The sequence below is a fragment of the Nocardia sp. NPDC058058 genome, assembly GCF_042885355.1.
Classification (GTDB): Bacteria; Actinomycetota; Actinomycetes; order Mycobacteriales; family Mycobacteriaceae; genus Nocardia.
Genome location: NZ_JBHVSA010000006.1, coordinates 181,259 through 206,677 on the forward strand (window position 1 = coordinate 181,259; position 25,419 = coordinate 206,677).

Genomic DNA, 25,419 nt, shown 5'->3' on the forward strand with positions numbered 1-25,419 from the left:
TGCCAACAGCACAGATCATCGTGGCAAAGGTTCGGCGCGCGCAAGTCCCCGGGTCGGCGCGGCTTCCAGGTTGACACGGCAGGGCGGTGAGACCGGCCACATCCCAGCAAATCCGACCGGTCGGATACCTAGGATGCGACTTGTGTCTATGACGTATTCATCCGCCGAGCGGGCCTACCGCGAGGTCAAGGAACGCATCCTGAACGGGGAACTCCCCGGCGGCGAGCTGATCAGCGAGGGCGAGATCGCCACCGCGCTCGGCACCTCGCGCACACCGGTACGGGAGGCGTTCCTGCGGCTCGAGACCGAGGGCTGGATGAAGCTGTACCCCAAGCGCGGTGCGCTGGTGGTGCCGGTGCCCTCGCATGAGGCCGAGGACGTGACACAGGCGCGCTATGTCGTCGAGACGGGTGCGGTGCGCGCTCTTGCGGAGACCGATCGGTCGGCTCTCATTGCCCGATTGCACGCTTCACTGGACCGCCAGCGCGCCCTGGCCGCCAGCGGAGACCTCGACGAATTCGCCGTCGTCGACGCCGACTTCCACCGCGAATACGTGGTCGCCGCGGGCAATCCCCTGCTCGCCGGTTTCTACGACTCCCTGCGCGAACGCCAGCGCCGCATGAACAGCGTCGCGCTGCGCCACGGCGAAATCCACACCGATCGCATCATCGCCCAGCACGCCCGCCTCGCCGACCTCATCGAATCCGGTGACACCACCGGCTTCGCCACCGCCCTCGCCCAGCACCTCATGGACGTGCACGGTGTGACCATCAGAGGGCTGTGATGGCGAACTCCGACAACACCTACGGCGGTATCATCGGCGGCGACCTCGGCCGCCCCGCCGGGACGGCTTCGGGATCACATCCGGTCAGCGCCGAAACCGGTCGCACCGCCATCGCGGTCCTGGATCGACCCGCCCCGGCGAACACGAGCCGCTCACGCGCGTGGATCAGTGTCAGCGCGGCGATCTTCGCGATCGCCTGGGGCGGAAACGAATTCACGCCGTTGCTGGTGATGTACAAGCGGGACGGGTTGCCGGTCACCACTGTTGACCTGTTGCTGTTCGAATATGTGCTGGGGATCGTGCCCGCGCTCCTGATCGGCGGGCCGCTGTCGGATCGGTACGGGCGGGGGCGGCTCATGCGGCCCGCGCCGTTGATCGCGGCGGCGGGGTCGTTGCTGTTGGCGTTCGGGTCGTCTTCGGTGCCAATGCTTTCCGCCGGGCGGGTGCTGAGCGGTGTCGCCATCGGCCTGGCCATGGCGGTGGGCAGCAGTTGGCTCAAGGAGCTTTCGCAGCCGCCGTTCGCGGCGGAGAACGCGTCCGGGTTGGGCGCGCGGCGTTCGGCCATGAGCCTCACCGGCGGGTTCGGCGTGGGTGCGGGCGTGGCGGGGGTGCTGGCGCAGTGGGGGCCGCTACCGGATGTGCTGCCCTATCTGATCAATGTGGGATTGTGCCTGGCGGCGGCGGCCGCACTGGCGCGGACGCCGGAAACCCTGGTGCCCGTGCCGACTACCGCCCGGCTGCTGGATGATCTCAAGGTTCCGGCCGCGTCGCATCGGCGGTTCCGGCTGGTCGCGTTGCCGGTGTCGCTGTGGCTGTTCACCTCATCCGCGACCGCCTACGCGATCATGCCGACCTTGATGATGCCGCGGGTGCACGGTGCGCCCATCGCGTTCTCGGCGCTCATCACCGTGATCACGCTGGGGTGTGGTTTCGCCATTCAATCGGTGGCGCGCAAGCTGGATCGGCCGGGCACCATTCGGCTGCCCGTGCTGGCGCTGATTCTGGTCATCGCCGGAATGGTGTTGGCCGCGGCCGCTTCCGGGGCGCTCACGCTGTGGCTCACCATTGCCACCGCCGCCGTGCTCGGCATGGGGTTCGGCATCGGCCTGGTCGCCGGGCTGCTGGAGATCGAGCGCATGGCGGGGCCGGAGGATCTCGCGGGTCTGACCGCCGTCTTCTACGCGGTCAGCTATCTGGGCTTCGGCGTTCCCGCCGTGATGGCGATGCTGCACGACGGGACCGGGGTCGGGTATCCGGTCATGTTCGGCGTCGTCACCGCGCTGGCGGTGGGCTGTCTGGCGCTGGTCACGCGCTGTCGCCGGGGCTGAGGATGCGGCAGCACAAACGTTTCCGGAAACGCGGGCTTCCGGAGATCGCATGGCGGGCCTTACAGTCGGTGCAGATGTAGTGACCGCGCGCACATCGGCGCGGGAGTGGAGTAGTCGCCGTGAATCTGTGGGACCAGATCAATCAGCCCGTGACGTATGCGATCCCGTTCTTCGTGCTCGCCATGGTGGTGGAGATCTTCTCGCTGCGGGCGCACGGTGACGAGCGCACCGGATACGAGAGGTCCGATGCGCGCAACAGCCTGGTCATGGGTCTGGTGTCGGTTTTCGTCAGCGGGGCGGCCAAATTCGTGGCATTGCTCGGGTACGCGGTGCTGTACGTGCACGCGCCATGGCAGGTCGATCCGCGCAATCCGCTGAGCTGGGTCGCGGTGATTCTCGCGGTGGATGTGCTCTGGTACGCCTACCACCGCACCTCGCATCGGGTGCGGGTGGTGTGGGCGGCGCATCAGGTGCACCACAACAGCCGGTATTTCAATTACGCGACCGCGCTGCGGCAGAAGTGGAATCCCTGGTTCGAACTGCTGGCGTGGATTCCGCTGCCGCTCTTGGGCGTTCCGCCGTGGATGGTGTTCACGGCCTGGTCGTTCAATCTGATCTATCAGTTCTGGGTACACACCGAGACCATCGGGCGGCTGCCGCGCTGGTTCGAGTTCGTGTTCAACACGCCCTCGCACCATCGCGTGCACCATGCCAGCGATCCGGAGTATCTGGACCGGAACTACGGCGGCATATTCATTCTGTGGGATCGGCTGTTCGGCACCTTCCGCGCCGAAACCTTCCGTCCCACTTACGGTTTGACCAAGAACATCGACAGCGGCAATGTCCTCACGTTGCAGTACTACGAGTTCGGCGCGCTGTGGCGGGATCTGCGCTCCAGCAGGCGAATTCGGGACTGGCTCGGTTACTCCTTCGGTCCGCCGGGCTGGTCGCCGGGCGACAGGTGGGTATCGAAGAAGGCGAAGATGCGACGCCAGGCGTCGGATGCGGCGTCGGCGTTGTAGCCCAGGCCCATCACCTTCAGCAGCGGTTGCCCCGGATGGTCGTCGGCGAACGAATGCCCGGATGCCGCATAGGTTTTCACATCGTTCGGCACCCCGGCGGCGGTGAGGACGCGCTCGAGTTTCGGCCCGCGCCCGATGTTCTGGGGATCGCGTGTGCCGTAGCTGGCCACCACCGGGCAGGTGCCGCGCAGCATCTCGTCGTAATTACCGCGGCCGGCGGGATAGAACGGCGCTGCCGCGTCGAAGCCCTCGGTGGACACCAGGAGCGCGAACGCGCCGCCGAGGCAGAAGCCCGCCACCGCGATCTTGCCGGTGCAGCGCGGATCAGCTGTCAACTGGGCGCGGGCGGCCAGGATGTCGCGGACCGCGATGCCATCGCGTTTATTGCCCATCAGGTCCCGGATCATGCCCGGCACGCACCGAACCTTGCCGCGCGAGAACAGGTCCGGTGCGATGGCGAGATAGCCGTGGTCGGCGAGCAGCCGGGTGGATTTCTGCACGGCGGTGCCGATGCCGAGCATGTCGTGCAGCACCACCACGCCGGGCCAGGGACCGTCGCCCGACGGTGTGGCGAGGTAGGCCTCGATGGGCCCGTCGGGCGCGTCCAATTGCATTGAGCTCATCGACGAGCCCCCTCCGCAGTATGCGAACACCGAATGATGACTGCTGCGGATAGTAGTCCGTCTGGGACGATTTCTCCCGGGTTAGGGCTCGATAGGTAGACCGGCCTCGGACCAATCCTGAATGCCGTCACGGTATTTGCGGACATTGGTGTAGCCGAGTCGCTCCAGTTTGCCCGCGACGTTCTGGCTGTTGGGGCAGGCGGCGTTGGAGCAGTAGGTGACGATGGCGGCGGTCTTGTCCGGCAGCAGTCGCGGGGCAAGTGTGTCGACGTCGGCCTCCACCAGGGCGAGCGCGCCGGGTAGATGAGCTTTGGCGTAGTACTCGCCGCCGAGGGCGTCCAGCACCGTCACCGATCCGGCCTCGATCTCCCTGGCCAGTTCTTCGCGGGTGATCAACGTGGTCATGGTCTTTCCTTTCCCGAGCACAAAAGTATGTGCGTGTGCACGCTACTACTTATGTGCGCGCGCACGCAACCGGTTATGCTGGGGCGGTGCCGAAATCCCACCCCGCCGTTTCCGCCTGGGCCGCGCTGCTCCAGGTGCACGCCAAACTGGTGCCCGAGCTCGACGCCGAATTACGGCGCGCCACCGGGCTACCGCTGAGCTGGTACGACGTCCTGCTGGAACTCGATGGGCCGGATCGACTTCGAATGAGTGATCTGGGTGAGCGGGTGGTGCTCAGCCGGACCCGGGTGAGCCGGTTGATCACCGAGATGGAGGCGCAGGGGTTGGTGCGTCGCGAATCCAATCCCGATGACGGGCGTTCGGCGTTCGTCGGCATTACCGAGCGGGGGCGGGAACGGTTCCGGGAGGCGGCTCCGCACTATCTCGCGGGTATCGAACGCCGCTTCGGCGGGCAGCTCGATCACGCGGAGTTGGAGACGGTGGCCAATGCCCTGCGCAAGGTGCTCAGCCCCGCCGAGCTACCCGATCCGACAGCGCGGTAATCACCAGGCCTGAGAGTTCGGCGCGCTCGGAGTCGAATAGTTGCCCTCCCGCTGACGAGGGGGAAGGGTGGACCGCCGGACCCATCCATCCATACGGAGGAGACAACTCGTGCGTTTCGGCATCTTCATCCCACAGGGCTGGCGGCTGGACCTGGTCGATATCGACCCCGCCGCACAGTGGGACGTAATGCGCGGTCTCGCCCAGCGCGCGGACGCGAACGCGGACTGGGAATCGCTCTGGGTGTACGACCACTTCCACACCGTGCCGGTCCCCACCGAGGAGGCGACCCACGAGGCCTGGACCCTGATGTCCGCCTTCGCCGCCACCACCTCCCGCATCCGCCTCGGCCAGATGTGCACCGCCATCAGCTACCGCAATCCGGCCTACCTCGCCAAGGTCGCCGCCACCGTCGACCTCATCTCCGGAGGCCGCGTGGAAATGGGCATCGGCGGTGGCTGGTACGAACACGAATGGCGCGCCTACGGCTACGGATTCCCTTCCGCCGGTGAACGTCTCGGCCGCCTCGACGAAGGCGTGCAGATCTTCAAGCAGGCCTGGACCACCGGCGCGGCAACCCTGGACGGCAAGCACTACCAGGTGGACAACGCCATCGTCCGCCCACTTCCCTTGCAGGAGGGCGGAATTCCCATCTGGGTAGCGGGCGGCGGCGAAAAGGTGACGCTGCGGATTGCCGCGCAGTACGCGCAGTACACCAACTTCTCGGGCGATCCGACGGAGTTCACCCACAAGTCGGAGCTGCTGCGCGCCCACTGCGACAAGGTAGGCACCGACTTCAACGCCATAACCCGCAGCTCCAACTTCAACACCCTGGTAGGCGCCACCGACTCCGAAGTCCAGCAGCGCCTCACCGACCTGGAAGCCCGCTTCGCCAAAACCCTCGGCGAGGAAGCCGCCAAGTCCCACGTCGACAGCCTCTTCCGCAACAGCCCCGCCGTAGGCACCCCCGACCAGATCATCGAAAACATAACCCGCACAAAAGATCTCGGCCTCTCCTACAGCATCCACTACTTCCCCGAAGCCGCCTACGACACCACCGGCATAGAAATCTTCGAAAACGAAGTAATCCCCGCCCTCCGCTGACCGCTCCCACAGCTCCCGGCCTCTACAAGCCGGGAGCAACACCGGGCATCACATCCCCAACACGCCGCGCATGAACCCCCTCCGGGTGCACCGTGACCACATCAACCTGCCGCGCCAACGCACCCGGCACCCGGCCTTCAGTGAAATGCGAAGCCCCAGGCACGATTACAGCCTCAGCATCGAGCCTGCTCACCTGGGCCCGAAGCCGAGCCAACGACCCCCGCCCCGATCGGGGGTCGTAGACCACAATGCCGGCGAGGTCATACCCCAGTCGCGAAGCTGCCTGACGGATCTGACTCTCGTCCCACAGCTGCCCGATTCCCGATACATCCGTCCGCGTGCCGGTGCACGACACGGTACGACTACGGCTTCGCCATCACGCAGAGCAGCGCACCGCACCGTATCTCGGCTAGTCGCACACCGGCAGGCTCCAAGTCAGCGGGGGACGGTGACGGGGTCGGTGCAGCTGGCGAGGGCGTCTACCAGGGAGCAGGGCTTGGGGGCTCGGGTGGGGTGGTAGTCGGACGGGACGCCGCTGTTGGTGGTGATGGCTGTGTAGGCGGGGACTGCGTCGGTGGGTTTGCGGGTGAGGGTGGGGTCGGTTAGGACGTCTACCGTGTAGAGGCCGAAACGGGGGGTGTAGGAGCCCCATTCGTAGTTGTCGGTGAGGGACCAGTAGTTGTAGCCGATTACGTTCATGCCGTCGGATTTGGCGCGTTGGATCCAGTAGACGGTGTCGCGGAGGTCGTCGGCTCGGGTGTAGCCGTCGGCTCGGGGGAGGCCGTTTTCGGTGGGCATGCCGTTTTCTACGATGTAGAGGGGCTTGCCGGGGAATGCTCGCGAATAGTGTTGCAGGGCATAGTAGATGCCCTCGGGCTGTAGCGAGTTCTTCCAGAGTTCGGTGGAGATGGCTCGCATGTCGTCCGGGGACATGCCGTAGTAGTAGTCGATGCCGATGTAGTCCAGCTTCGCGGCTATCGCGTTCATCAGGGGGCCGTTGATGGCGTCTTCGGCGGTGGGGATGTAGGCGACGTTGCTGGTTACCATTGCGCCGGGCTGGACCTGGTGGATGTAGTCGTAGATGCCGTTGTGTGCCTGGGCGATTCGGTCGGTCATGCTGGGGATGGCGGCCGCGGAGATGCCGCCGTGGCGGGTTTCGTTGAGCATGTACATGACCGGCTCGTTGAAGGTGACCCAGAGCGGGTTGAAATGGGCGTAGCGGTCTACGACGGTGCGGGCGTTGGCGAGCCAGTCCGAGACGATGGCGGGGTTGTTCCAGCCGCCGCGGTCGACTTCCCAGCCGGGGTAGACCCAGTGGTCGAGGGTGAGCATGGGTTGCATGCCCGCGGCGGTGATGGTGGAGATGACGTCGTCGTAGAACTTCAGGCCGTTCTCATCCCATACGCCGGGCTGCGGCTGAACGCGCGCCCATTCGATGCCCATGCGATAGACCTTCACGCCCAGGTTCTTGGCGAGCTGGATATCGGAACGGAAGCGGGAGTGGAAGTCGATGGAATCGCGGTACGGATCGTCGGTTTTGCCCTGTGCGACATAGCGCGACCAGTTGCTGTCGGGGGCGTCACCCTCGGATTGGAAGCCGGACGCGGCCACACCCCAGAGGAAATCACCGCCCAGCGGCGCGACCTGGGTCGGCGGGGCGGGGCGAGCGGCGGCGGGGGTCGCGCCCAGGACGAGGGTGGCGGCGACCAGCGCGGCGGGGGCGAAATATCGAGGACGGACACGCATCGGAACCGGATTCTCCTTCGCTCGGGCGCGGCAGCAGCCGCAATGAAAACCGTACAGCGCTCGGTTTTGAGTGGCAAGAACACCCCGGACCTGGCCTTAGACTCGGTGCGTGGCGAAACGGGGACCCTATGGCAAGGGCATCGAACGGCGAGAGCAGATTCTCGACGCCGCGCTACGCACCATTGCCGAGCGCGGCTATCTGGCCACCTCGATCGCCGAACTGGCCGAGGCGGTCGGCCTGAGCCAGGGCGGACTGCTGCACTACTTCGGTTCCAAGGAGGAACTGTTCGTCGCCGTGCTGCGCCGCCGCGATGAGACCGACGTCGCGGCCGCCACCGAATACACCCCGGAAGCCTTCATCGACGTGGTGCGGCGTAATGCCCTGGTACCCGGGCTGATCGAACTCTTCACCCATATGCAGGCCGCCGCCGCCGACCCCCGCCACCCCGCCCACGACTACATGCGCGACCGGTATCGCCTTGGCATCGAAGGCTTCTCACACTCCCTGCGCGCCCTGCGCGATGCCGGACGACTGCCCGCGCACCTGGACCCCGATGCCGCCGCCACCACCCTGTTCGCCCTCGCCGACGGCCTGCAATCGCGCTGGCTCATCGATCCCAGCTTCGATATGGCCGCACACCTGGAACAGTGCTGGCACAACCTGATTCGCTGAATCAGCCGATCCAGGCCGCGACCGCCAGGAACACACAGATCAGCACGAACAGAATCCCCATCAGCGGCGCGATGAACTTGACGTACCGGTCGTAGCGCACCTTGGCCAGCGCGATACCACCGGTCACCACGGCGGTGGTCGGCGTGACCAGATTCGCCCACCCCGACGCCGACTGCCACGCCGTAACCACCAGCGAGCGCGGCACATTCGCGAAATCCGCGAGCGGAGCCATGATCGGCATGGCCAGCGTGGCATGCCCCGAGGTGGACGGAATCAGGAATGCGAGCGGCACATTCACCAGGAACACCGCCACCGCGAACATCGCCGACGACGTCCCGGTCACCACGCCTTCCAGCGCGTGCAGCACGGTGCTGGTGATCTGGGTGTTGTTCATGATCACCGTGACCCCGCGCGCCAGCACGATCACGATGCCCGCCCCGACGAAATCCCCGAACCCCTTGCCGATGGCCTCGGACATCTTGCCCTCACCGAGCCCGCCCACCAGCCCGATCACCACCGCACCCACCAGGAACAGCGCGGTCAGCTCGGGAAAGTACCAATCCAGTTCCCACACGAACGATTTCGCGTCCGGACCATTGATCACCGTGCCCCACGGAATGATCGCGAAGATCATGAACGCGAAGGTGAGCCCGACCAGCCACAGCACCGCCACCTGCCGCGCGGTCATCGGATCCGGTTCGTGCTCTTCGGCTTTCACATCCCGATCCCCGGGCTGCCACCCGGACCAGGACTTGTCCGGATCATTCTTGACCCGCCGCGCGTACCAGAGCACATACGCGACGGTGACGATCGTGAGCACCACCAGCATGGCCAGCCGCAGCACAATGCCGTCTCCGATGGCCACATTCGCCGCAGACGACGCGGTGCCGGTGGCGAACGGATTGACCGTGGAACACAGCACGCCCACACCGGCACCGGCGATGATCGCCCCGACCGCCGTCATCCGGTCATACCCGAGCGCGAGCATCAACGGCACCAATAGCGCGTAGAAACCGAGGGTTTCCTCCGCGAACCCCTCCACCGTGCCCGCGATGGCGAACACCACCATGATGCCCACGATCAACAGGAAGGACCGGCTGCGCAGCTTGTACGCCAGCCGCCCGATCCCGCTGTCCAGCGCCCCGGTCGCGAAGGCGACGGTGATGAACGCGCCCACCGCGAGCACGAACAGGAACACCGCGGCCGCACCGTACAGCGAGCCGGAACTGTCCGGCGCGACCTGCCCATCCTGCCCCTGAATTCCGTAGAGCCCGTTCACCGGCGCGAGGAACAGATCCCGCAGGCGCTCGCCGAAACCCTTCGCACCCTCGATGCGGTGGTACGACCCGGCGATGGTGTGGCCCTTATCGTCCACCTGGTACGCGCCCGGCGGAATCACGAAGGCCGCCAGCCATACCGCGACCGTGACGCCCGCCAGAATCGTGTAGGTGGAGGGGAAGCCGCGTTTCTTCTTGTGCTGCGCGGGTTTCGGTGCGGGCGCGGCCACCGTGGTGTCGCTCATTTGCGCATCCTGTTCGCGAATAGCTGGAAGAACTCGGCCTCGGCGAGCGCGGTATTGCTCAACTCGCTCAACAGGACTCGCTCATTGAAGCCGTGCATATTGCATTTGGAGTCCTCCGCGCCGATCATGATCACCTCGGCGTTCGGATTGGCCGCGGCCATGGAATTGGTGAGCGGAATGGAGCCGCCCATGGCCGAGTCGACCACCTCGGTATTCCACGCCTTGCCCATGGCCTCGCGCATGGCCGCGTAGGCGGGACCGGTTGTCCCGGCGGCGAATCCGGCGCCGACATCACCACCGGTGACGGTCAATTCGATGCCGTAGGGCTTGACCTTCCGCAGGTGTTCGATGACCGCGCGCTGCCCCTCGGCCGGATCCTGCTCCGGGTGCACGCGCACGTTCAGATACGCCTTGGCATACGGAACCACCGCCGACGCGGCGGTTTTCACCGGCGGCGCGTCCAGGCCGATGACCGTGATGGCCGGGCCGTACCAGATGCGCTCACCGATGGGACCGGTGCCCAGCAGCGGCATTCCCGGTGCCATACCGGTGATTTCGGCGAATTCCTGATCGGTGTAGTTCGCACCGGTCCAGTTGTCCCGGCGCATACCCTCGACCGCCACATTGCCGTCGGCATCGTGCAGGGTGGCGAGCCCGGCCACCAGCGCGAGCAACGCGTCCGGCGCGGCACCGCCGAACTGCCCCGAGTGCACCGGGGCGGCAAGCGTGCGCACCTCGACGAAAACGTCTGCGACACCGCGCAATGCGGTCACCAGCGTGGGCGTGCCCGCGCGAATGTTCCCGGCATCGCAGATGAGCAGGGCATCGGCTTGGAAGAGATCCGGCTTCTCCCCCGGATAGTCGTCGAAGCCGGAGCCGTACTCCTCCTGCCCCTCGATGACGATGGTGACCCCCACCGGCGGCTTACCGCCGTAGGCCCGCAGCGCCCCGATATGCGCGACGACATTGGCCTTGCAGTCCGCCGCCCCGCGACCGTAGATCGCGCCGTCCTTCTCGGTCGGCGTGAACGGCGGTGTATTCCACAGACTTTCGTCACCTGAGGGCTGAACGTCGTAGTGGCCGTACAGCAGTACCGTCGGCGCGCCGGGCGGCGGTGGAATCCGGCCGTAGATGACCGGGGAGGTATCCGGCAGATTCAACACCGAGATATCCGTGACCCCGGATTTCCGCAACTCATCCGCTACAAGATCGTGCGCGCGCTGCACATTCTCTTTCGGATAGTCCGGGAAGGCGATGGAGGGGATTGCGACCAGCCGTTCGAGCAGATCCTTCAGCTCGGGCATGAGGTCGCCGACAGTGCCACGCAGGTCCGGCCGCAGATCCATCCCGCTATGAAACCACCCCGCGCGGCAAGATCAGCGAATCTGTAGCGATCTTTGCCGAACCGCCAGGTCACGCCGTTGCGGGCGTGTTTCAGACCCCGGGCGCGACCGTCCGCAACGGAACCGTGGACGGATCGGAAAGCACTGTGCGCCTGGCGAATTCGATCGCACCGAGCAGCATGGCGTCCGCCCCCAGCACCGCCGGCGCGATCCCGAGTTCCACCCCGCGCGCCAGCGCGCGCCGCCCGGCCAGCCGGGTTCCGATGGTCGGCTCCAGCCAGGGAAACCATTGCGCCAGCAGCCCGCCGAGCACGACCTCATCCACATCCAGCAGTGCGGTGATGCCCAGAATCGCCGCGCCGAGCGCATGGCCGGCGGTCTCGAGCGCACGCACGGCCCGCGTGTCACCCACCGCCAGCGCCTCGATCAACCGCGCGGACGCGGCCTCCAGCCCCGTGTGAGTGAGCTCCTCCCCCAGCCCGGCGGCGGTGAGCACCGCCTCCGGACCGGCGTAGAGCACCAGACACCCGCGCGCCCCGCACAGACATACCGGCCCGTCCAGCGCGACCGGCAGATGCCCCGGCTCTCCCGCCACCCCGTGACTGCCGATCTCGATGCGCCCGTTCAACACAACGCCACCGCCGATACCGGTGCCCGCCTCGATCAACACCAGCCGGCCGCGCCGCCCGCGCGCGTGATACTCGGCCAGCGCCGCCGAGTTCCCGTCATTGACCACATCGATCGGGCAGCCGATCCCCGGCAGCCGCTCCCCCACCAGCTCACCCAGCCGCACCGGTCGCAACCACCCGAAATCCGCCGCCGCCAGGACGGTTTGCGCGGCATCGTCGCGCACCGGCCCCGCCATCGCGATCACGATCCGCACCAGCACCGAATCCGCCGGCTCCTCCGCTCGCGGCTCTCCGGGTCCGGCCGCGACAGCGACGGAAGCCACTGTGGCGGAACCGCTCTCGACATCACCCCGCCCGCCGGGGCCGGCCATCGGTACCGCGGCGACAGCGCAGCGCTCGGCGCGCAGGACGGCCGCCGCGACCGCATCGGCCATGGATTCCGGTCGGCCGGGCGCGCTGTGATGCGCGACGGACTCGCGCCAGACGATCACGCCCCCGAGATCGGCGACGACGACGCGCAGCTGCTCGGAGGTGATCTGCACGGCCACCGACAGCGCCCGGCGCGCGACGAGCCGCAACGGCCGACCCGGCCGACCCCGGCCGCCGCTGCGCAGCGCATCGTCCTCGCGCACGAGTCCACGCTCGATCAGATCTCCCACGAGCGCGGTCACCGAACCGTGTGCCAATCCGGTGGCGGCGGCGATATCGGTCCGCGCGCACGCACCGTGCTCGGCGATATGCCGCAGCACCGCACCCAGATTGCGGCGGCGCACCGCGGCGGAATCGACCGGGCGGCGCGCGAGATCCCCGCTCACGGCCCCATCCCCCGCCCGGCCTGTCGTACTCACGGCGCAACCGGAGCGGTCTGCGCTGCCGAGACGTCGGGGCTGCCCGAGGGTGCGTGCTTCACAGGTCGACATTATGCTGGCCGATAATTATTTCAACCGTTGACTTAAATATGGACCAGAGGTTCGCCATGCCAGTACCGCACTTCGGACGCCGCTCACTCCTGCTCGGAACGGGCGTACTGGCCTTGGCCACCGCGTGTTCGACGAGCAAGTCCGATGACAAGACCGGTTCCGCGGACACGGTCACCACCACATATGGACCGGTCAAGGGCGTGCGCCGCGAGACCGGCACCGCGTATCTGGGTATCCCCTACGCGCAGCCGCCGGTGGGTGAGCTGCGATTCGCGGCCCCGGCGCCACCGACCCCGTGGCGCGAGACGCTCGATTGCACGAAGTCCGGGCCGACCGCACAGCGCAAGGCCCTGTCCGAGGTGACGGCGATTCCGGAGCCGAGCATCCCGGGTGACGGGGTACTGAACCTGAATGTCTTCACCCCGGACACCACGGCGAAACTGCCTGTGCTGGTGTGGATTCACGGCGGCGGCTTCGTGGCGGGCAGCGCGGCCAGCCCCTGGTACGACGGCGCGGCCTTCAACCGGGACGGCGTAATCGTGGTCTCCGTCGGCTATCGGCTCGGCATCGAGGGGTTCTTGCAGGTCCAAGGCGCACCCGACAATCGCGGGGTGCTGGACTGGATCGCGGCGCTGACCTGGGTGCGCGACAATATCGCCGCGTTCGGCGGCGATCCGGGCCGGGTGACGATCGCGGGACAGTCCGCGGGCGGCGGTGCGGTGTGGGCGCTGATGGCCGCGCCATCCGCGAAAGGTCTTTTCCACGCGGGTATTTCGGCCTCGGGCGCGGTGTCGCAGCCCAATGATCGCGCGACCGCCGTCGCCGAGGCCGAACTGTTCACCAGGCGCACCGGTCTGCCCGCCACGACAGCGGCATTGAACGGGTTGTCCGGCAGCCAGATTCAGGATCTCGAGGACAAGTTGCGCGCCATCGGCCCCGACAGCGGAACCGTGTCCGCACTGGGCTTGGCTCCATTCGCCGATGGCGGCACCATTCCGCTGGCCACCCCGGAATTGCTGAAATCCGGTGGGGCGACCAATGTTCCGCTGCTGCTCGGATTCACCCGCGACGAATTCAACGGTATGGCGAGCGAGCAGCCCGTCACCGACGCCACCCTGCCCGTCGCCTTCGCCGCCCTGGGCCTGCCGCCCGCCGATATCGACGCCTTCCGCACCGCCTACCCCGGTGACAATGCCGCGCAGCTGCTCGGTCAGGCGCAGAGCGATCTGCTGCTGCGCGCACCCACCTACCGGCTGGCCGAGGATCGCGCGGCCCGCAATCAGCCCACCTGGCTGTACGAGTTCACCTGGGCATCGAGTGCGCCGAAGTTCGCGGGCAGTTCCTTCCACTGCCTGGATGTGCCGTTCGCCTTCGACTGTCTGAAGGCGCAGGGTGTCACCGCGGTGGCCGGTGACAATCCGCCGCAGTCCCTCGCGGACGCCGTGCACACATCCTGGGTGTCCTTCATCACCTCGGGCGATCCCGGCGCGGCCTGGCCGCGCTACACCCCGGAGCAGCGGCAGACCATGATCTGGTCGGATTCGCCCCGGGTGCAGGCCGATCCCTTCGCCGGTCAGCGCGCTCTCTGGTCGCGCTGACCGGTTACCGGCCGAGCCCGCCGCCACGCCGAATATCCACCGGCGGGCGTGGCGGCGGGCGCACGGGGTATGCCACGGTCCATGCACCGCAATGGCAAACTGAGGGCAACTCCGAGGTCGGAGCGTGTCGAGACGGATGGGTGGTTCCAGATGCTCGGATTTCGCCGGTGGGCCGTACCCGCCGTCATGGTGGCCATGGCCGGGCTGCCGGCCGCACAGGCGCAGGCCGCGCCGGGCGATACCGAGGCGGCGCTCGGCGGCGGATCCGGCATCGTGCTCGGTCGATCCACCAAATGCACCCTCACCACCATCGGCAATGACGCCGCCGGACGCCTGGTCGGCTTCACCGCCGGACATTGCGCCGAGTCGGGGACACCGGTGCGCGGCGAACAGTTCCCGGACGCGGGCGTGGTCGGGGTGATGCGGGACTCCGATAACGATCTCGATTACGGCGTCATCGAATTCGATCCGGCCAAGGTCACCCCGCTGCGCACGGTGGGCGCGACGACCATCACCGAAATCGGCGCGGCGCCAACGGCTTTGGATGTGGCCTGCCAGAACGGGCGCACCATCGGATTCGCCTGCGGCATCGTATGGTCCGCGGGCCCGGGTGGATTCATCGATCAGGCGTGCTCGAGTTACGGCGATTCGGGCGGTCCGCTGACCGTGGGCAATCGGCTGGTCGGGCTGGTCTCCCGGGCATTGATCAACGACACCCTCGGAATGCGTTTCAGCTGTACCAATTCCGCGAATCCGCTGCATTCTCCGGTGGTCGCGGTGTCGTTCGACGCGATCCGGGCGGATGCGGACGCGCACGGCGGCCTGGGCGCGGGGTTCCAGCCGATCTGAGCGTCGATCACGGGTGAGCGAAAGTCAGTGGCCCGTGAGCACATTCAGCGCCCGGTCGATATCGGTCTCGGTGTTGTAGAGGTGACAGCCCAGCCGCAGCCGACCGGCGCGCACGGCTCCCACCACGCGGGCGGATCGCAGTCGCTCCAGCGTCTGCGGCTGCACCGGTATCGACAGGATGGCCGAATCACCCACGGGCAGACCGAGACCCGCGCGCAGGCGGTTCGCGAGCGCGATATTGTGCCGCCGGATGTTCTCGATGCCCACCGCGAGCAGTAGTTCCAGTGCCGGGCGCTGGCCGAGCCAGGCGGGCCAGACCGGCGATACATCGAATCGGCGGGCATCGCGCGCCAGCCGCAGCGGAGCGTCGTAGCAGGTCTGCCACGGATCGTCACCGGCGTACCAGCCCGCGGCGATCGGGCGCAACGCGTCGAGCGCGGCGTCGGTTCCGGCCAGGAACGCGGTGCCCTTGGGACCGAGCAGCCATTTGAAGCCGACGCTGACAATCCAGTCGGCCCCGGTGTCGTGCACCGGAAGCCAGCCCGCGGCCTGGCTCACATCGAGCAGCACGCGTGCGCCGTTGGCGTGCGCGGCGGCGGTCAGGGCCGGGGCGTCCAGCACGTATCCGTCGGCCGATTGGACCACCGCCACGGCCACCACGTCATCCTCCGGCAGCACCGACGCGACCAGTTCGGCCATGGGGACGATTCGCACTCGCAGATCCTCGCGGGCCAGGAAAGGCCATGTCACCGAGGTGAACTCGTGTTCGCCCACCAGCACCTGGGCGCCCGGCGGCAGGCTCTGCGCGATGAGGCCGATGAGCTGGGAGACCTGCGCCCCGACCGCGACCTGATCCGCGCGCACACCGACCAGTTCGCCGAAGGCGGCGCGGCAGGCGCGCATGGTCGCGTCCACGTCGGCTATCTCGAATTCACCGCTCGCCCGGCCGCGTTCGGCCGCTTCGACGGCATCCAGCACCGCTTTCGGCATGAGCCCGTATCCGGCCGCGTTCAGATAGGTGACCGTCGGGGCGAACGCCTCCCGGACGGCATCGGACAGCAGGGCGTTCGACGCGATCGTCATCTACCAAGTCTGCCCATCCGGCGTTCGGCGCGAAATATCCACCGGCACCGGAACTGGCATGATTCACGTTCCGGTGCGGTGTGGTTCGATGCGGTCGAGCAGACCGCGCAGTTCGGTGGCGAGCGCGGTGATGCGCGGTTCGATAGCGGCCGGAACGCGCGCCGGATCGCACACGATGATGCGGAGTTCGTCATCGTAGTGCGGGGCGGGAATGAGATCGGCCGCCGCACAGTGGTAGCCCAGGCGCAGGAACACATGCTCCTGACCGTCGCGGACCCCGGCGGTGCCCCAGATGGCGCGACGGTCGAGCAGCCGGGCCAAAGCCGTTCCGGCGAGCAATAGTTCGGTGGCGAGGCCGTAGTGCCGCCACTGCATGGCGACGAGCAGCCGTCCACCCTCCAGCATCTCGGTGTCCAGGCAGCCGAGTTCGCCCGCGATACGGTCCGCCCCGCCCGGATCGAGTTCACGAATTCGACTGCACGGCAGTGCTTCCAAGGGCGCGTAGCGGCAGCATGCGATCAGCTCGCCCGTATCGGTCCGCACCGTGAGGTGGTAGGCGCTCAGATCGTGCGGATCCGGATCGACGAAGGTGCCGTCGGTTTGCCGGAAGTCGGGGCGGCGGCCGCTGTTCCACGCTATGCGCGCCCGGAATTCGCGTAACTCGACCAGCCAGCGCGGCAGCTCGAAATCGGATTCCGGCGCCCTTCCCACGGGTTTCGGCGCGCCCGCTGCGGAATGATCCTGCCCTCTTGCGGATTCACGCATGCCGGCCTCGGATGGCCTTGCGTGCACCGTGGATTCGAGACACAGCACCAGTTTTCCGAGGTTCTCCGGCGCGACTGTCATTCCCACTGCCCTCCGAATTCCGAGTCCGCGGCCGATATGTCGTCCAGCAGATCCGCCGCGCGGCGCACATCCACATCCAGCGGGCGGTCCGGGTCGACGGGAGCGACTGTGGCGCAGAGCCGTTCGAAGAAGTCCGCACCCGATGGCGACAGCGGCGGACTGCCCGCCAGATATAACGCCTGCCGCAACCCGACCGCCAGGGAGCCGTGTATCCAGCGCAGTTTGCGCGCCTGGTCGTACGCGGTGAGCGCGGCCTGCGTACCGAACGGGACGATGTCCTGGTTGTGCTGGTTGGTGGGAATGCTCTGCATCGCAGCGGGAATCGCGGCGCGGCGCATGGCCACCACGATCGCGGTGGCCGCGATCTGCACGCCGGTCAGACCGTGCCGACGACCCGGCGCGGCGGACAGCGACGGCGGCAATCCGGTATTGCGATGTGGGTCCATGAGCAGATCCAGTTGCCGCTCAGCGAGATTGGCCAGCTGGGTGAGCGCGCTCGACACCAGATCCGCGGCGAAGGCGACCGGCTGGCCGAAGAAATTGCCGCCGTGCACCACCTCCCCCACCTGCGGGAAGAACAGCGGATTGTCGCTGACGCCATTGAGATCGGCGGTGACGACGCTGGTCGCGTGCCGCACCGAGGTGAGCGCCGCACCGACCAGCTGCGGCACGCAGCGCAGGCTGTACGGCTCCTGGAGCGGGCGCGCGCCGGAGGGCACGGAACCCGCCAGCAGGGCACGGAGCAGCCGGGCGGCCATTCCCGCGCCGCCGTGACCGGACGCCTCGACCAGCGCCGCATCCGCGAATTCGGTTTCCACGCCGAGGATTTCGGCCAATGCGGCGGTGAGCAGCAGGCTGGTGCGCACCGCGCGCAATGCCTGCGCGCAGGCCAGTCCGCCCGCCGCGCCGGTCAACGCGGTGCCATTGACGAGCGCCAGTCCGTCGCGGCCCGCCAGCGGCAGCGGGGACAGACCCGCGCGAGCCAGCGCGACCCCGGCGGGCAGCCGTTCGGCGCCCTCGAACATATCGCCGCGGCCCATGAGCGCGGCGGTGGCGTGCGCCAGCGGCACCAGATCCCCGCTCGCGCCGACGGATCCGTATTCCGGGACCACCGGGGCCAGGGCGGTGCCGAGCACCTCGATCAGATGGTGCAGTACGGCGGGCGATACGCCCGAATTGCCGTGTGCCAGGCTCCATACCCGCGCGAGCAGCATGGCGCGCACCAGCTCCGGTGGCAGCGGCGGTCCCTGACCGGCGGAGAGGAAGTCGACCAGCCCCTGCGAATGCTCGGCGCCATCGGGCCCGGCGCGATATCCGACGAGCGCGCCGTAGCCGGTGGTGGCGCCGTAAACCGGTCTGCCGGAACGGATCAGCTCATCGACGAAGTCGCGGCACTGTGCCACCGAACGTAGGGCGGCGGCGGAGATCTCCACGCGGACCGGACCCCGCGCGGCTTCCAGATGTGGTGTGGTGAGCGTGCCCGGAAAGCGCAGCACGCGGGTCGGAGCCGATGACACGGTCACGACTGGTTTCCTCTCCCCCGAGCACCAGTTCGCAGCATTCGACAACGCGATAGAGCAATGGAAACAAGCGATATTCAGCCAGTGATCAGCTATTCCAATCATAGCCATGATCGAGTGTTCCGGGTGTAGACCTGAATAATGCGGACCCGGATCGACGCCGACAATTCTGAATGGCGGCCAGTTCAATTCAATGCGGCCTCGGAAAGGGATCGGCTCGCGCTCGCCGAACTCCGCGCCTCGGCCGCCCCGCGAATACATGACACGATTACCGGACAATTGCGGCAACTCGGAACCACGCGCGGTACGGCGACGCCCGGCGATCTCACCGAGTACGGCATCTGGGTCTGGTACCCGTGGACCGGTGATCTCGTACATCTGCTGCCCGAGAAGGAGTTCCGCGCGGTGCGCGCCGACCGCAATCGGTACAAGATCACGGTCGCGGAACAGCAGCGGCTGGCCGGTATGCGCATCGGCATCGTCGGGCTCTCGGTCGGCAATGCCGCGGCGGTCACCCTCGCGATGGAGGGCATCGGCGGGGAATTCAAGCTCGCCGACTTCGACCGGCTCGGCCTCACCAACCTGAACCGGCTGCGGGCGCGGGTCGCCGATCTCGGCGTCGACAAGACCGTGCTCGCCGCCCGGCAACTGTTGGAGATCGATCCTTTCCTGCGAATCGAACTGCACAGCAACGGTATTCGCGAATCCTTCATCGACGACTTCCTCCTCGGCGGCGGGCGGCTGGACCTGCTCATCGAGGAATGCGATGACCTGCACACCAAGGTGCTGATCCGGGAACGCGCACGCGCACACGGTATTCCGGTGCTGATGGAGACCAGCGACCGCGGCATGCTGGATGTCGAGCGCTTCGACCTCGAACCGGATCGCCCACTGCTGCACGGTCTGCTGGGATCGCTACGCGCCGAACAACTCCGCGGCCTGTCCACCCGGGACAAGATCCCGTACATCATGGCCATCCTCGGTGCGCCGAGCACCCGCGCGGCCGCCTCCCTGCCCGAGGTGGGCCACTCCATCGGCAGCTGGCCGCAATTGGCCTCCGGTGTGGCGCTCGGCGGCGCGATCATCGCCGATACCGCCCGCCGCCTACTCCTGGGCGAGCCGATCCTTTCCGGCCGCTACCACGTCGATCCGGGCGAACTCGTCACCGAGCGGCACGCGCTGTACCGCGAACCGGCCACTCCCGCACCATCGTTCGCCATCGCCGCCGAGGCGCGCGCCAACCCGGCATTGCCGCCCAAGCCCACCGGGCGCGAGGTATTTTGCGTCCCGCGAGACAGCGGCATGGGACGCGAGAACGGCGGCGGGCGCGACAACTACACCGCCGCGCGCGACGGCGGCACCGCACGGGACAGGATCACCACCGCGGACGACCGCGAGGTGCTCTCCGACGACGCGGTGCGCTGGATCGCCGCGCTGGGGACGCTCGCGCCGTCCGCGCACAACGCTCAGCCCTGGACCCTGCGCTGGCGACGCGACCGCGCGCACCTGGAATGCCGCCACGACGCGGCCCGCGACCTGCCCGCGCTGGACTTCGAGAACTGCGCTACCTGGGTGGGTTTCGGTGCGCTACTGGAGAACATCGAGCTGGCAGCCGCCCAATTGGGGCTGTGCGCGCATCCCGAGACCTGGCCGGATCCCACCGCGCCCGATCTGGTGGCAACCGTCCAATTCAGCCCCGCCCCGGCCACATTCACCGTCGACCGGCTCGGCTCCCACGTGGTCACCCGGGTCACCAACCGGGTCCGCCAGGAGCACCGCGAACTGGAACCCGAGATAGCCGACGTGCTCGCCACCACCGCCGAAGCACACGGCGCGGGTCTGCAATTCCTCTGTACCGCAAAAGATCTCGATGAAGCCGGTGCGCTGATAGGCGCGGCCGACCGCCTCACCCTGCTGAACGAGTCGATGCATCATCAGGCCATGCGCGGCTATCGCTGGACCCCGGAGGAGGCCCGCACCCAGCGGCACGGCCTCGATCTGGCCACCGCCGAACTGACCGCCGCCGAACGCACCGCCCTGCACCTGGTCCGCGATTGGAAGGTGATGCGCTGTCTGCGGGACATCGGTGGCGGCCGCGCCCTGGAGGATCTCTCGCGCAGCGCCGTCGCCGCCGCCTCCGCGGTATGCCTGCTCACGGTTCCGGGTACGGCCCGCGAGAGCTATTTACGCGGCGGCCGGATCATGCAGCGGCTGTGGCTCACCGCCACCCGGGAGTCCATCGCACTGCAACCGATGACCGCGCTGCCCTACCTCTTCGCGCGCTTGGAACGCGGCGGCGGCACCGGCCTCGATCCGCAGGAGCGCACCCAACTGACCACCCTGCGCCAGCGCTACCGCCGCCTCTTCGACGCCCCCGCCGACCACGCCGAAATCCTGCTCTTCCGCCTGGCCCATGCCGCCCCGCCGACCGCCCGCTCTCTGCGCCTGCCCCTGGACGCCGTACTCACCCTGAGCTGACATCGAGATCCACCGCCCGACCCACCACCGCTCCATGCACCGCCGCCCAGCCCGGTCGGCGCTGACCTCACACCGAAATCCGCTGTCCCACTTGATATGCGCCCTCGCTCACTACCGCTCACATGCGCCCGCCTCGGAAGTGGTCCGACCCCGGCCTGATCCGGATCATAAGCTGACCGAATGTTCCGCCTGGTGCTGCTCCTGCCCCTGGTGTGCTGGCTACTCATCGCCCGTACACCACGCACCCGAGTACGCATAGCCGTACCCCTGACCCTGCTCACCCTGTTCGAGGCCGCCACCCTCGAAGGCTGGACCCTGCACAACAGACCGGCCTTCGCCACCTTCATCGCGATTCACCTGTCGGTCGTCGCCCTGCTGATCTGGGGTATGGCCACCGAAACCGAAGCGGGCGTGCTGGATCCACTCCGCAAATACCTGGGCTGGACCGCCACCATCCTGCTCAGCGTCATCCTGCTGACGACAAGCTTCCTCACCGCCCTGTTCCTCGTGGGCGCATGACGCGCCGATCACCCGGTGCGGTTCAGGACGTGATGGCGGGAATTCGGCGCTCCGACAGGGCATCTTCGTAGGTCATGCCGTCGCGCAGGCGTAGCAGTAGGCATTCGAGGCGGTCGAAGAGTTGGTGTAGGAGCTCCAGGGCCTGGTCCTCGCGGCCCGCGCCGTAGCGGGGGGCGGCGGCGTTGAGGCGGACGCCCAGGCGGTGCGAACCGGTGCGGCCGAGGGCGACGCTGTCGATTCCGGCCATGGTGAGGAGCAGGTCCTCGAGTTCGGGGCTGGTGTGCACGCCGGCGGCGGCGAGTAGGGCGGTGTCGAATTCGACGGTGAGGAACATGCCCTGTCTGCTGCCGAGGGGGTGCAGCAGGTCCTGACCGAGGCGGGTGTTGACCGCCGCCAGCAGTTCCCAGGCGGCGTCGACCTGGGTGCGCAGTTGATTTCGGTTGCGGGCCAACCGATCCGGGGTGGTGTGCTCGATGGTGGCGCGCGCGAGGTGGGTGGTCTCGCGCTGGAAGGAGACGGCGAGGCGGGCGCGGATCTCGTCCAGCCAGGCGGTGTTTCCGGAGCAGGCCGCGCCGATCTTGTTCGGACCGAAGGCATTGTAGGCCTTGGAGTTTCCGGTGATGCTGAGTACGCGATCGTAGAGCCGCACCGGGCCGTCGGGGGTGCGCACGGTGATCGCGGCGATCGGTAGATGATCGTCGACCAGCAGATCGAAGGACATATCGCAGATGATCGGCACGTCGGCCGCGACCAGCACCCGGCCGATCTCGGCCAGTTCCGCGACGGTGTAGTCCGCCACCACCGGATTGCCGGGCAGGGTGAGCATGACGCCGCACAGATCCCCTTGCGCGGCATGATGTTCCAGCGTTCGCGCCAATTCGGCGGGGTCGATCTTGAAGGCGCGATCCGCCGTCGCCGCGCTGGACACCATGCGCAGCCCGTACTTGGCGATGTGCACGCTGGCGCTCTTGTAGTACCCCTCGGGGCACACCAGCACCCCGCCCGGCCGCGCGATGGTGGCGATCGCCTCCTCCAGCAATACCGTGCTGGAATACGGGCACACCAGCACCTCGGCCGGATCGACCCGCACACCCGGCACCTCCGGCACCGGCGCGTGCAACCGCTGAAACAGACTGTCCGCGGCCAGCTTTCGCAGTACGAGCGGCTGCTTCTTGTCGTACAGCCGCCCGTCCCGATACTCCTCGGGCTGGGTGCGGGTCATCAGCTCACGCCAGGCGGTGTTCAACGCCTCGATCGTGAACTCGTCCATCTCCAGCCCGGTCTCACCGTGATAGGCGTCGATGACACCGCGATACACCCGGCCCGCGGTGCCCGGGAACAGCGGATGCGGGCCGAGGAAGGCGCGTGCGGCCTGTTTGCGCTCATCGGAGCGATTGGTCAGTCGCACCGGGTCCGGGCACAGCACTGCCGTGCGTTCGGTCACCGGTACCCGCCTTCACCGCTCGACGCGCCCGCACCCTCGGCCCAGGAATCGGCCAGGGCGGTGCGGAACAGCGCACGACTGTCTTCGGGTCCGAGCCTCGGAAACCGCGCCAGCGTGGGCTGCGCCATGATTTCGTTGACCACGAGGGCCATTCCGGCACTCCTGAGTTCGTATAGTTTGTCGAACCTGCTCTGCGCGAACTGAACATCGTGTTTGAGCGCGGAGAAGCGGGTAGCGACGCGTTCGCGCCGCGCGTAATCGTATTCGCCGGTGGTCACATAGCTCTGGTCGACGATCAACATGCTCTGCGCGTTGCTCGCGTGTACGCGATCCACCAGCACCGTTTCGACACCGGCGCGCACCTGCTGCCAGATCTTGTCCTCGTAGGGCACCACATCGGCGATGGCGTCGATGACGTAGAGCCGCCGCACCGAGACCCCGGCGCGCGCGATGCGCATGATCTCCAGGTGGTACTCATCGCCGAGGTCGCCGCCGATGGCTCCGAGGTCCGCGGTGTGAATGGCGCAGATCGCCTGGGACGCGCGGCCCAGCACGGTCAGCCAGTCATTGATGGTGTTCCACTCCCATACCGTGGCACTACCCGAAGGGATCTGGGTCAAAAGCTCTTCCGCGCGTTCGAGCTGTCGTTTGGCGATGAAGCCCAGCGGGGTGACCTCGCTGCGCGCGGCGCCGACATCGATCAGACTCTGTGCGATGGCGAGCACCCGGGCGACCGATTCGGGATCCTTGCCCAGCAGGATATTGAACTGCATGCGCAGATCACTGCTGACCAGATCGGCCGGGGTTTCGGTGCCGACGACCGGCATGCGTTCGCCCAGTACCGAACTCAGCCGCTCACGCAGCGCGAGCGGCGGTATACGAGTGCCGTTCTCGATCTGCTGAATCAGACTGCGCGAACAGCCGACCTGTTCGGCCAGGTGCAACTGCGTGAGATCGCGTTCCTTGCGGAGTCGGCGAACCAGCTCGCCGACCTGCTCGCCGTCCGCGGCTGAGCGAGACATGCTGCCTCTCCCATCGGAGTTCGAAAAATTTGCTGTGCCACCACGTGCCATGCGGCACCCATAGTAAGCACGATGTGTCATGTGTGCCAGGCAAGTCCGGCGAGTTTTCGTTTTGCAAGGTTGCAGCCGAAAAAATAGGCCCGAACTGCGGCTACTCGAAGCTTGCGCGGTAGTCATCCATGCTCTGCGGCAAGCATTTTCGCCTCAGATTTCAAGCCTTTCGGCCTATTCGCGAGCACATTACGGATACCGAGTCAGCTCTACGCTTTTTTCATATCCCATATCGATCACCGATAGCGCTCCGCACCACAAGAACTCGCTTTTTGCCATGTGTGATATCGCATACCCTTGATGGCACAGGCGGTTTCAGCCGCGGAACCGCCTGCACTTCCCGAGGAGGTGTTCACATGGCCCTCGCATTCACCACGTGGTTGATAACCAGTGACGTGACTCCCGAAATCGCCCTGCGCTCAACTACTTCCGAACACGAGTGGGAGTTGAGCTGGCTGCCGGACCGGCCGCTGAGCTTCGAACAGGCCGTCAGCGGCATGGTGCTGGACGAGATCCTGAGCGATCCCGCCCTCGCCGACGGCGAACTCGCCCTGGAACTGGCCGCCATCCGGGCCGGTGAACTCGGCACCACCCTTCGGGAAGTCGTGCTGCGCCTGTCGATTCGGATGGCGCAGCGCGATCAACTCCGGAGTCAGGAGAATCTGTGTATTCCGACGCCATCCTCCGATGTCAACGCTGCGGCTGGACCGGGCACAGCGCGGCCGGGCACCGCCCCGGCTGCGCATGGCCACTGTCTCGGGTCGCGGCAGTGCCGCTGCCGACCGCAGGCTACCGCCGGTCGAGCCTGATCGGCACCGTCACCGTGGATCCGAGACCGATGGAAATGCCGGTGCTGCAACCGTTCTGGTTTCTGCTCGGCACCGCCGTGCTCTTCCTGGAGGGCGTGCCGCCGCTCTCCCGCACGATCATGCTCAGCACCGTCGGCGCGGTGGCGGCGGCAGCGCTACTGATACATCTGGCGGCCGGGGCGCGCATCGGGCTCATCTCGCGCCTGGCACGGCCGTTCGCGCCGATTCGATGGCGCACCGGCATGCGCCTGCGCATCACCGATGACGCGGGCGCGCACTGGACACTGCACTTCCTGCCCTGGTTCGGCACCGATCTACAGCTCGGTGATCCGGCCTTCGCCGAGGGACATCGGAGCCGGACCGGGGAGTTCCGGGCCTCCACCGTCACCAATATCCGCACCGGCAGCAGGCATATCAGCCGCTGGGCCGTGTCCTCCATGACCGCGGCCACCTGCCTGGTGCTGGCGGCATTGCTGATCGGCACCACCAGAGCCTGACCGAGTGCCGGGCGGTGGTGGCGCGGAGGGGACATCGCCACCGCCCGGCGGTCACGCAATCATG

23 protein-coding genes are annotated in these 25,419 nt (G+C 67.3%); 12 read left to right on the forward strand and 11 right to left on the reverse strand.

The genetic code is table 11. The features are described 5' to 3' along the window. Positions 1–148: 148 nt before the first annotated feature. From ACFVUS_RS41715 to ACFVUS_RS41725, 3 genes are all read left to right on the forward strand, one after another. A complete protein-coding gene (locus ACFVUS_RS41715) occupies positions 149–784 on the forward strand; it encodes a GntR family transcriptional regulator (RefSeq protein ID WP_387780375.1) in 636 nt (211 codons plus the stop codon). Further along, on the forward strand, positions 784–2,112 hold the full coding sequence (locus ACFVUS_RS41720; protein WP_387780377.1) for an MFS transporter: 1,329 nt from the start codon (positions 784–786) through the stop codon (positions 2,110–2,112). Before ACFVUS_RS41715 ends, ACFVUS_RS41720 begins: the two co-directional genes overlap by 1 nt. Before the next feature lie 119 nt (positions 2,113–2,231). Beyond that, a complete protein-coding gene (locus tag ACFVUS_RS41725; RefSeq protein ID WP_387780380.1) occupies positions 2,232–3,134 on the forward strand; it encodes a sterol desaturase family protein in 903 nt (300 codons plus the stop codon). Here ACFVUS_RS41725 and ACFVUS_RS41730 read toward each other — a convergent pair. Further along, entirely contained in the window at positions 3,035–3,757 is a 723-nt protein-coding gene (locus ACFVUS_RS41730; protein ID WP_387780383.1) for a dienelactone hydrolase family protein, read from the reverse strand. The two genes, ACFVUS_RS41725 and ACFVUS_RS41730, sit on opposite strands and share 100 nt — an antisense overlap. A gap of 81 nt (positions 3,758–3,838) precedes the next feature. Further along, a complete protein-coding gene (locus tag ACFVUS_RS41735; protein ID WP_387780386.1) occupies positions 3,839–4,162 on the reverse strand; it encodes a rhodanese-like domain-containing protein in 324 nt (107 codons plus the stop codon). An 86-nt stretch (positions 4,163–4,248) separates the two neighbouring features. On the opposite strand from ACFVUS_RS41735, the gene ACFVUS_RS41740 reads away from it, so the two are divergent. Together ACFVUS_RS41740 and ACFVUS_RS41745 are read left to right on the forward strand one after the other, a co-directional pair. Further along, a complete protein-coding gene (locus ACFVUS_RS41740) occupies positions 4,249–4,704 on the forward strand; it encodes a MarR family winged helix-turn-helix transcriptional regulator (protein ID WP_387780389.1) in 456 nt (151 codons plus the stop codon). 109 nt (positions 4,705–4,813) lie between these two features. Then, on the forward strand, positions 4,814–5,806 hold the full coding sequence (locus tag ACFVUS_RS41745) for an LLM class F420-dependent oxidoreductase (protein WP_387780392.1): 993 nt from the start codon (positions 4,814–4,816) through the stop codon (positions 5,804–5,806). A gap of 435 nt (positions 5,807–6,241) precedes the next feature. On the opposite strand, the gene ACFVUS_RS41750 is transcribed toward ACFVUS_RS41745, so the two are convergent. After that, positions 6,242–7,552, reverse strand: coding sequence for a family 1 glycosylhydrolase (locus ACFVUS_RS41750; protein ID WP_387780395.1), 1,311 nt, complete (start codon positions 7,550–7,552; stop codon positions 6,242–6,244). A 109-nt stretch (positions 7,553–7,661) separates the two neighbouring features. Here ACFVUS_RS41750 and ACFVUS_RS41755 point away from each other — a divergent pair, with 109 nt between their 5' ends. Continuing rightward, complete coding sequence (locus ACFVUS_RS41755) at positions 7,662–8,225, forward strand: TetR/AcrR family transcriptional regulator (protein ID WP_387780398.1); 564 nt, start codon at positions 7,662–7,664, stop codon at positions 8,223–8,225. Position 8,226: 1 nt separating this feature from the next. Here ACFVUS_RS41755 and ACFVUS_RS41760 read toward each other — a convergent pair whose 3' ends face one another. From ACFVUS_RS41760 to ACFVUS_RS41770, 3 genes are all read right to left on the reverse strand, one after another. Continuing rightward, the gene (locus ACFVUS_RS41760) at positions 8,227–9,747 is read right to left on the reverse strand and encodes a YfcC family protein (RefSeq protein ID WP_387780401.1); all 1,521 of its coding nucleotides are present in this window, start codon (positions 9,745–9,747) and stop codon (positions 8,227–8,229) included. Continuing rightward, a complete protein-coding gene (locus ACFVUS_RS41765) occupies positions 9,744–11,093 on the reverse strand; it encodes a M20/M25/M40 family metallo-hydrolase (protein WP_387780404.1) in 1,350 nt (449 codons plus the stop codon). The genes ACFVUS_RS41760 and ACFVUS_RS41765 overlap by 4 nt, the downstream gene beginning before the upstream one ends. A gap of 88 nt (positions 11,094–11,181) precedes the next feature. Next, positions 11,182–12,534, reverse strand: a complete 1,353-nt coding sequence (locus ACFVUS_RS41770) for an ROK family protein (RefSeq protein ID WP_387780407.1) — start codon at positions 12,532–12,534, stop codon at positions 11,182–11,184. Between the two features lie 161 nt (positions 12,535–12,695). On the opposite strand from ACFVUS_RS41770, the gene ACFVUS_RS41775 reads away from it, so the two are divergent. Together ACFVUS_RS41775 and ACFVUS_RS41780 are read left to right on the forward strand one after the other, a co-directional pair. Then, positions 12,696–14,237 carry a carboxylesterase/lipase family protein gene (locus ACFVUS_RS41775; protein ID WP_387780410.1) on the forward strand — a complete coding sequence of 514 codons (1,542 nt, stop codon included), beginning with the start codon at positions 12,696–12,698 and terminating at the stop codon, positions 14,235–14,237. Positions 14,238–14,387: 150 nt separating this feature from the next. Continuing rightward, positions 14,388–15,086 (forward strand): hypothetical protein, encoded by a 699-nt coding sequence (locus ACFVUS_RS41780; protein ID WP_387780413.1) that lies wholly within the window; start codon positions 14,388–14,390, stop codon positions 15,084–15,086. A gap of 24 nt (positions 15,087–15,110) precedes the next feature. Here the strand turns inward: ACFVUS_RS41780 and ACFVUS_RS41785 are convergent, their stop codons facing one another. The 3 genes from ACFVUS_RS41785 to hutH all read right to left on the reverse strand — a co-directional run bounded on the left by ACFVUS_RS41785 (position 15,111) and on the right by hutH (position 18,538). After that, on the reverse strand, positions 15,111–16,169 hold the full coding sequence (locus tag ACFVUS_RS41785) for an aminotransferase class V-fold PLP-dependent enzyme (protein ID WP_387780416.1): 1,059 nt from the start codon (positions 16,167–16,169) through the stop codon (positions 15,111–15,113). 63 nt (positions 16,170–16,232) lie between these two features. Further along, positions 16,233–17,015, reverse strand: coding sequence for a hypothetical protein (locus ACFVUS_RS41790; protein ID WP_387780419.1), 783 nt, complete (start codon positions 17,013–17,015; stop codon positions 16,233–16,235). Next, positions 17,012–18,538, reverse strand: a complete 1,527-nt coding sequence (hutH, locus tag ACFVUS_RS41795) for a histidine ammonia-lyase (protein ID WP_387780421.1) — start codon at positions 18,536–18,538, stop codon at positions 17,012–17,014. Before hutH ends, ACFVUS_RS41790 begins: the two co-directional genes overlap by 4 nt. A gap of 138 nt (positions 18,539–18,676) precedes the next feature. Between hutH and ACFVUS_RS41800 the strand changes: the two genes are divergently transcribed. Together ACFVUS_RS41800 and ACFVUS_RS41805 are read left to right on the forward strand one after the other, a co-directional pair. Continuing rightward, positions 18,677–21,013, forward strand: coding sequence for an Rv1355c family protein (locus ACFVUS_RS41800; protein WP_387780424.1), 2,337 nt, complete (start codon positions 18,677–18,679; stop codon positions 21,011–21,013). Positions 21,014–21,193: 180 nt separating this feature from the next. Beyond that, entirely contained in the window at positions 21,194–21,532 is a 339-nt protein-coding gene (locus ACFVUS_RS41805; RefSeq protein ID WP_387780427.1) for a hypothetical protein, read from the forward strand. A gap of 22 nt (positions 21,533–21,554) precedes the next feature. Here the strand turns inward: ACFVUS_RS41805 and ACFVUS_RS41810 are convergent, their stop codons facing one another. Beyond that, positions 21,555–22,976 carry an aminotransferase class I/II-fold pyridoxal phosphate-dependent enzyme gene (locus ACFVUS_RS41810; RefSeq protein WP_387780430.1) on the reverse strand — a complete coding sequence of 474 codons (1,422 nt, stop codon included), beginning with the start codon at positions 22,974–22,976 and terminating at the stop codon, positions 21,555–21,557. Continuing rightward, positions 22,973–23,998, reverse strand: coding sequence for a helix-turn-helix transcriptional regulator (locus ACFVUS_RS41815; protein ID WP_387780433.1), 1,026 nt, complete (start codon positions 23,996–23,998; stop codon positions 22,973–22,975). Before ACFVUS_RS41815 ends, ACFVUS_RS41810 begins: the two co-directional genes overlap by 4 nt. A 407-nt stretch (positions 23,999–24,405) precedes the next feature. Between ACFVUS_RS41815 and ACFVUS_RS41820 the strand changes: the two genes are divergently transcribed. Together ACFVUS_RS41820 and ACFVUS_RS41825 are read left to right on the forward strand one after the other, a co-directional pair. Then, a complete protein-coding gene (locus tag ACFVUS_RS41820; RefSeq protein ID WP_387780436.1) occupies positions 24,406–24,858 on the forward strand; it encodes a hypothetical protein in 453 nt (150 codons plus the stop codon). After that, entirely contained in the window at positions 24,819–25,355 is a 537-nt protein-coding gene (locus ACFVUS_RS41825) for a hypothetical protein (RefSeq protein WP_387780439.1), read from the forward strand. The genes ACFVUS_RS41820 and ACFVUS_RS41825 overlap by 40 nt, the downstream gene beginning before the upstream one ends. The last annotated feature ends 64 nt before the right edge of the window (positions 25,356–25,419 follow it).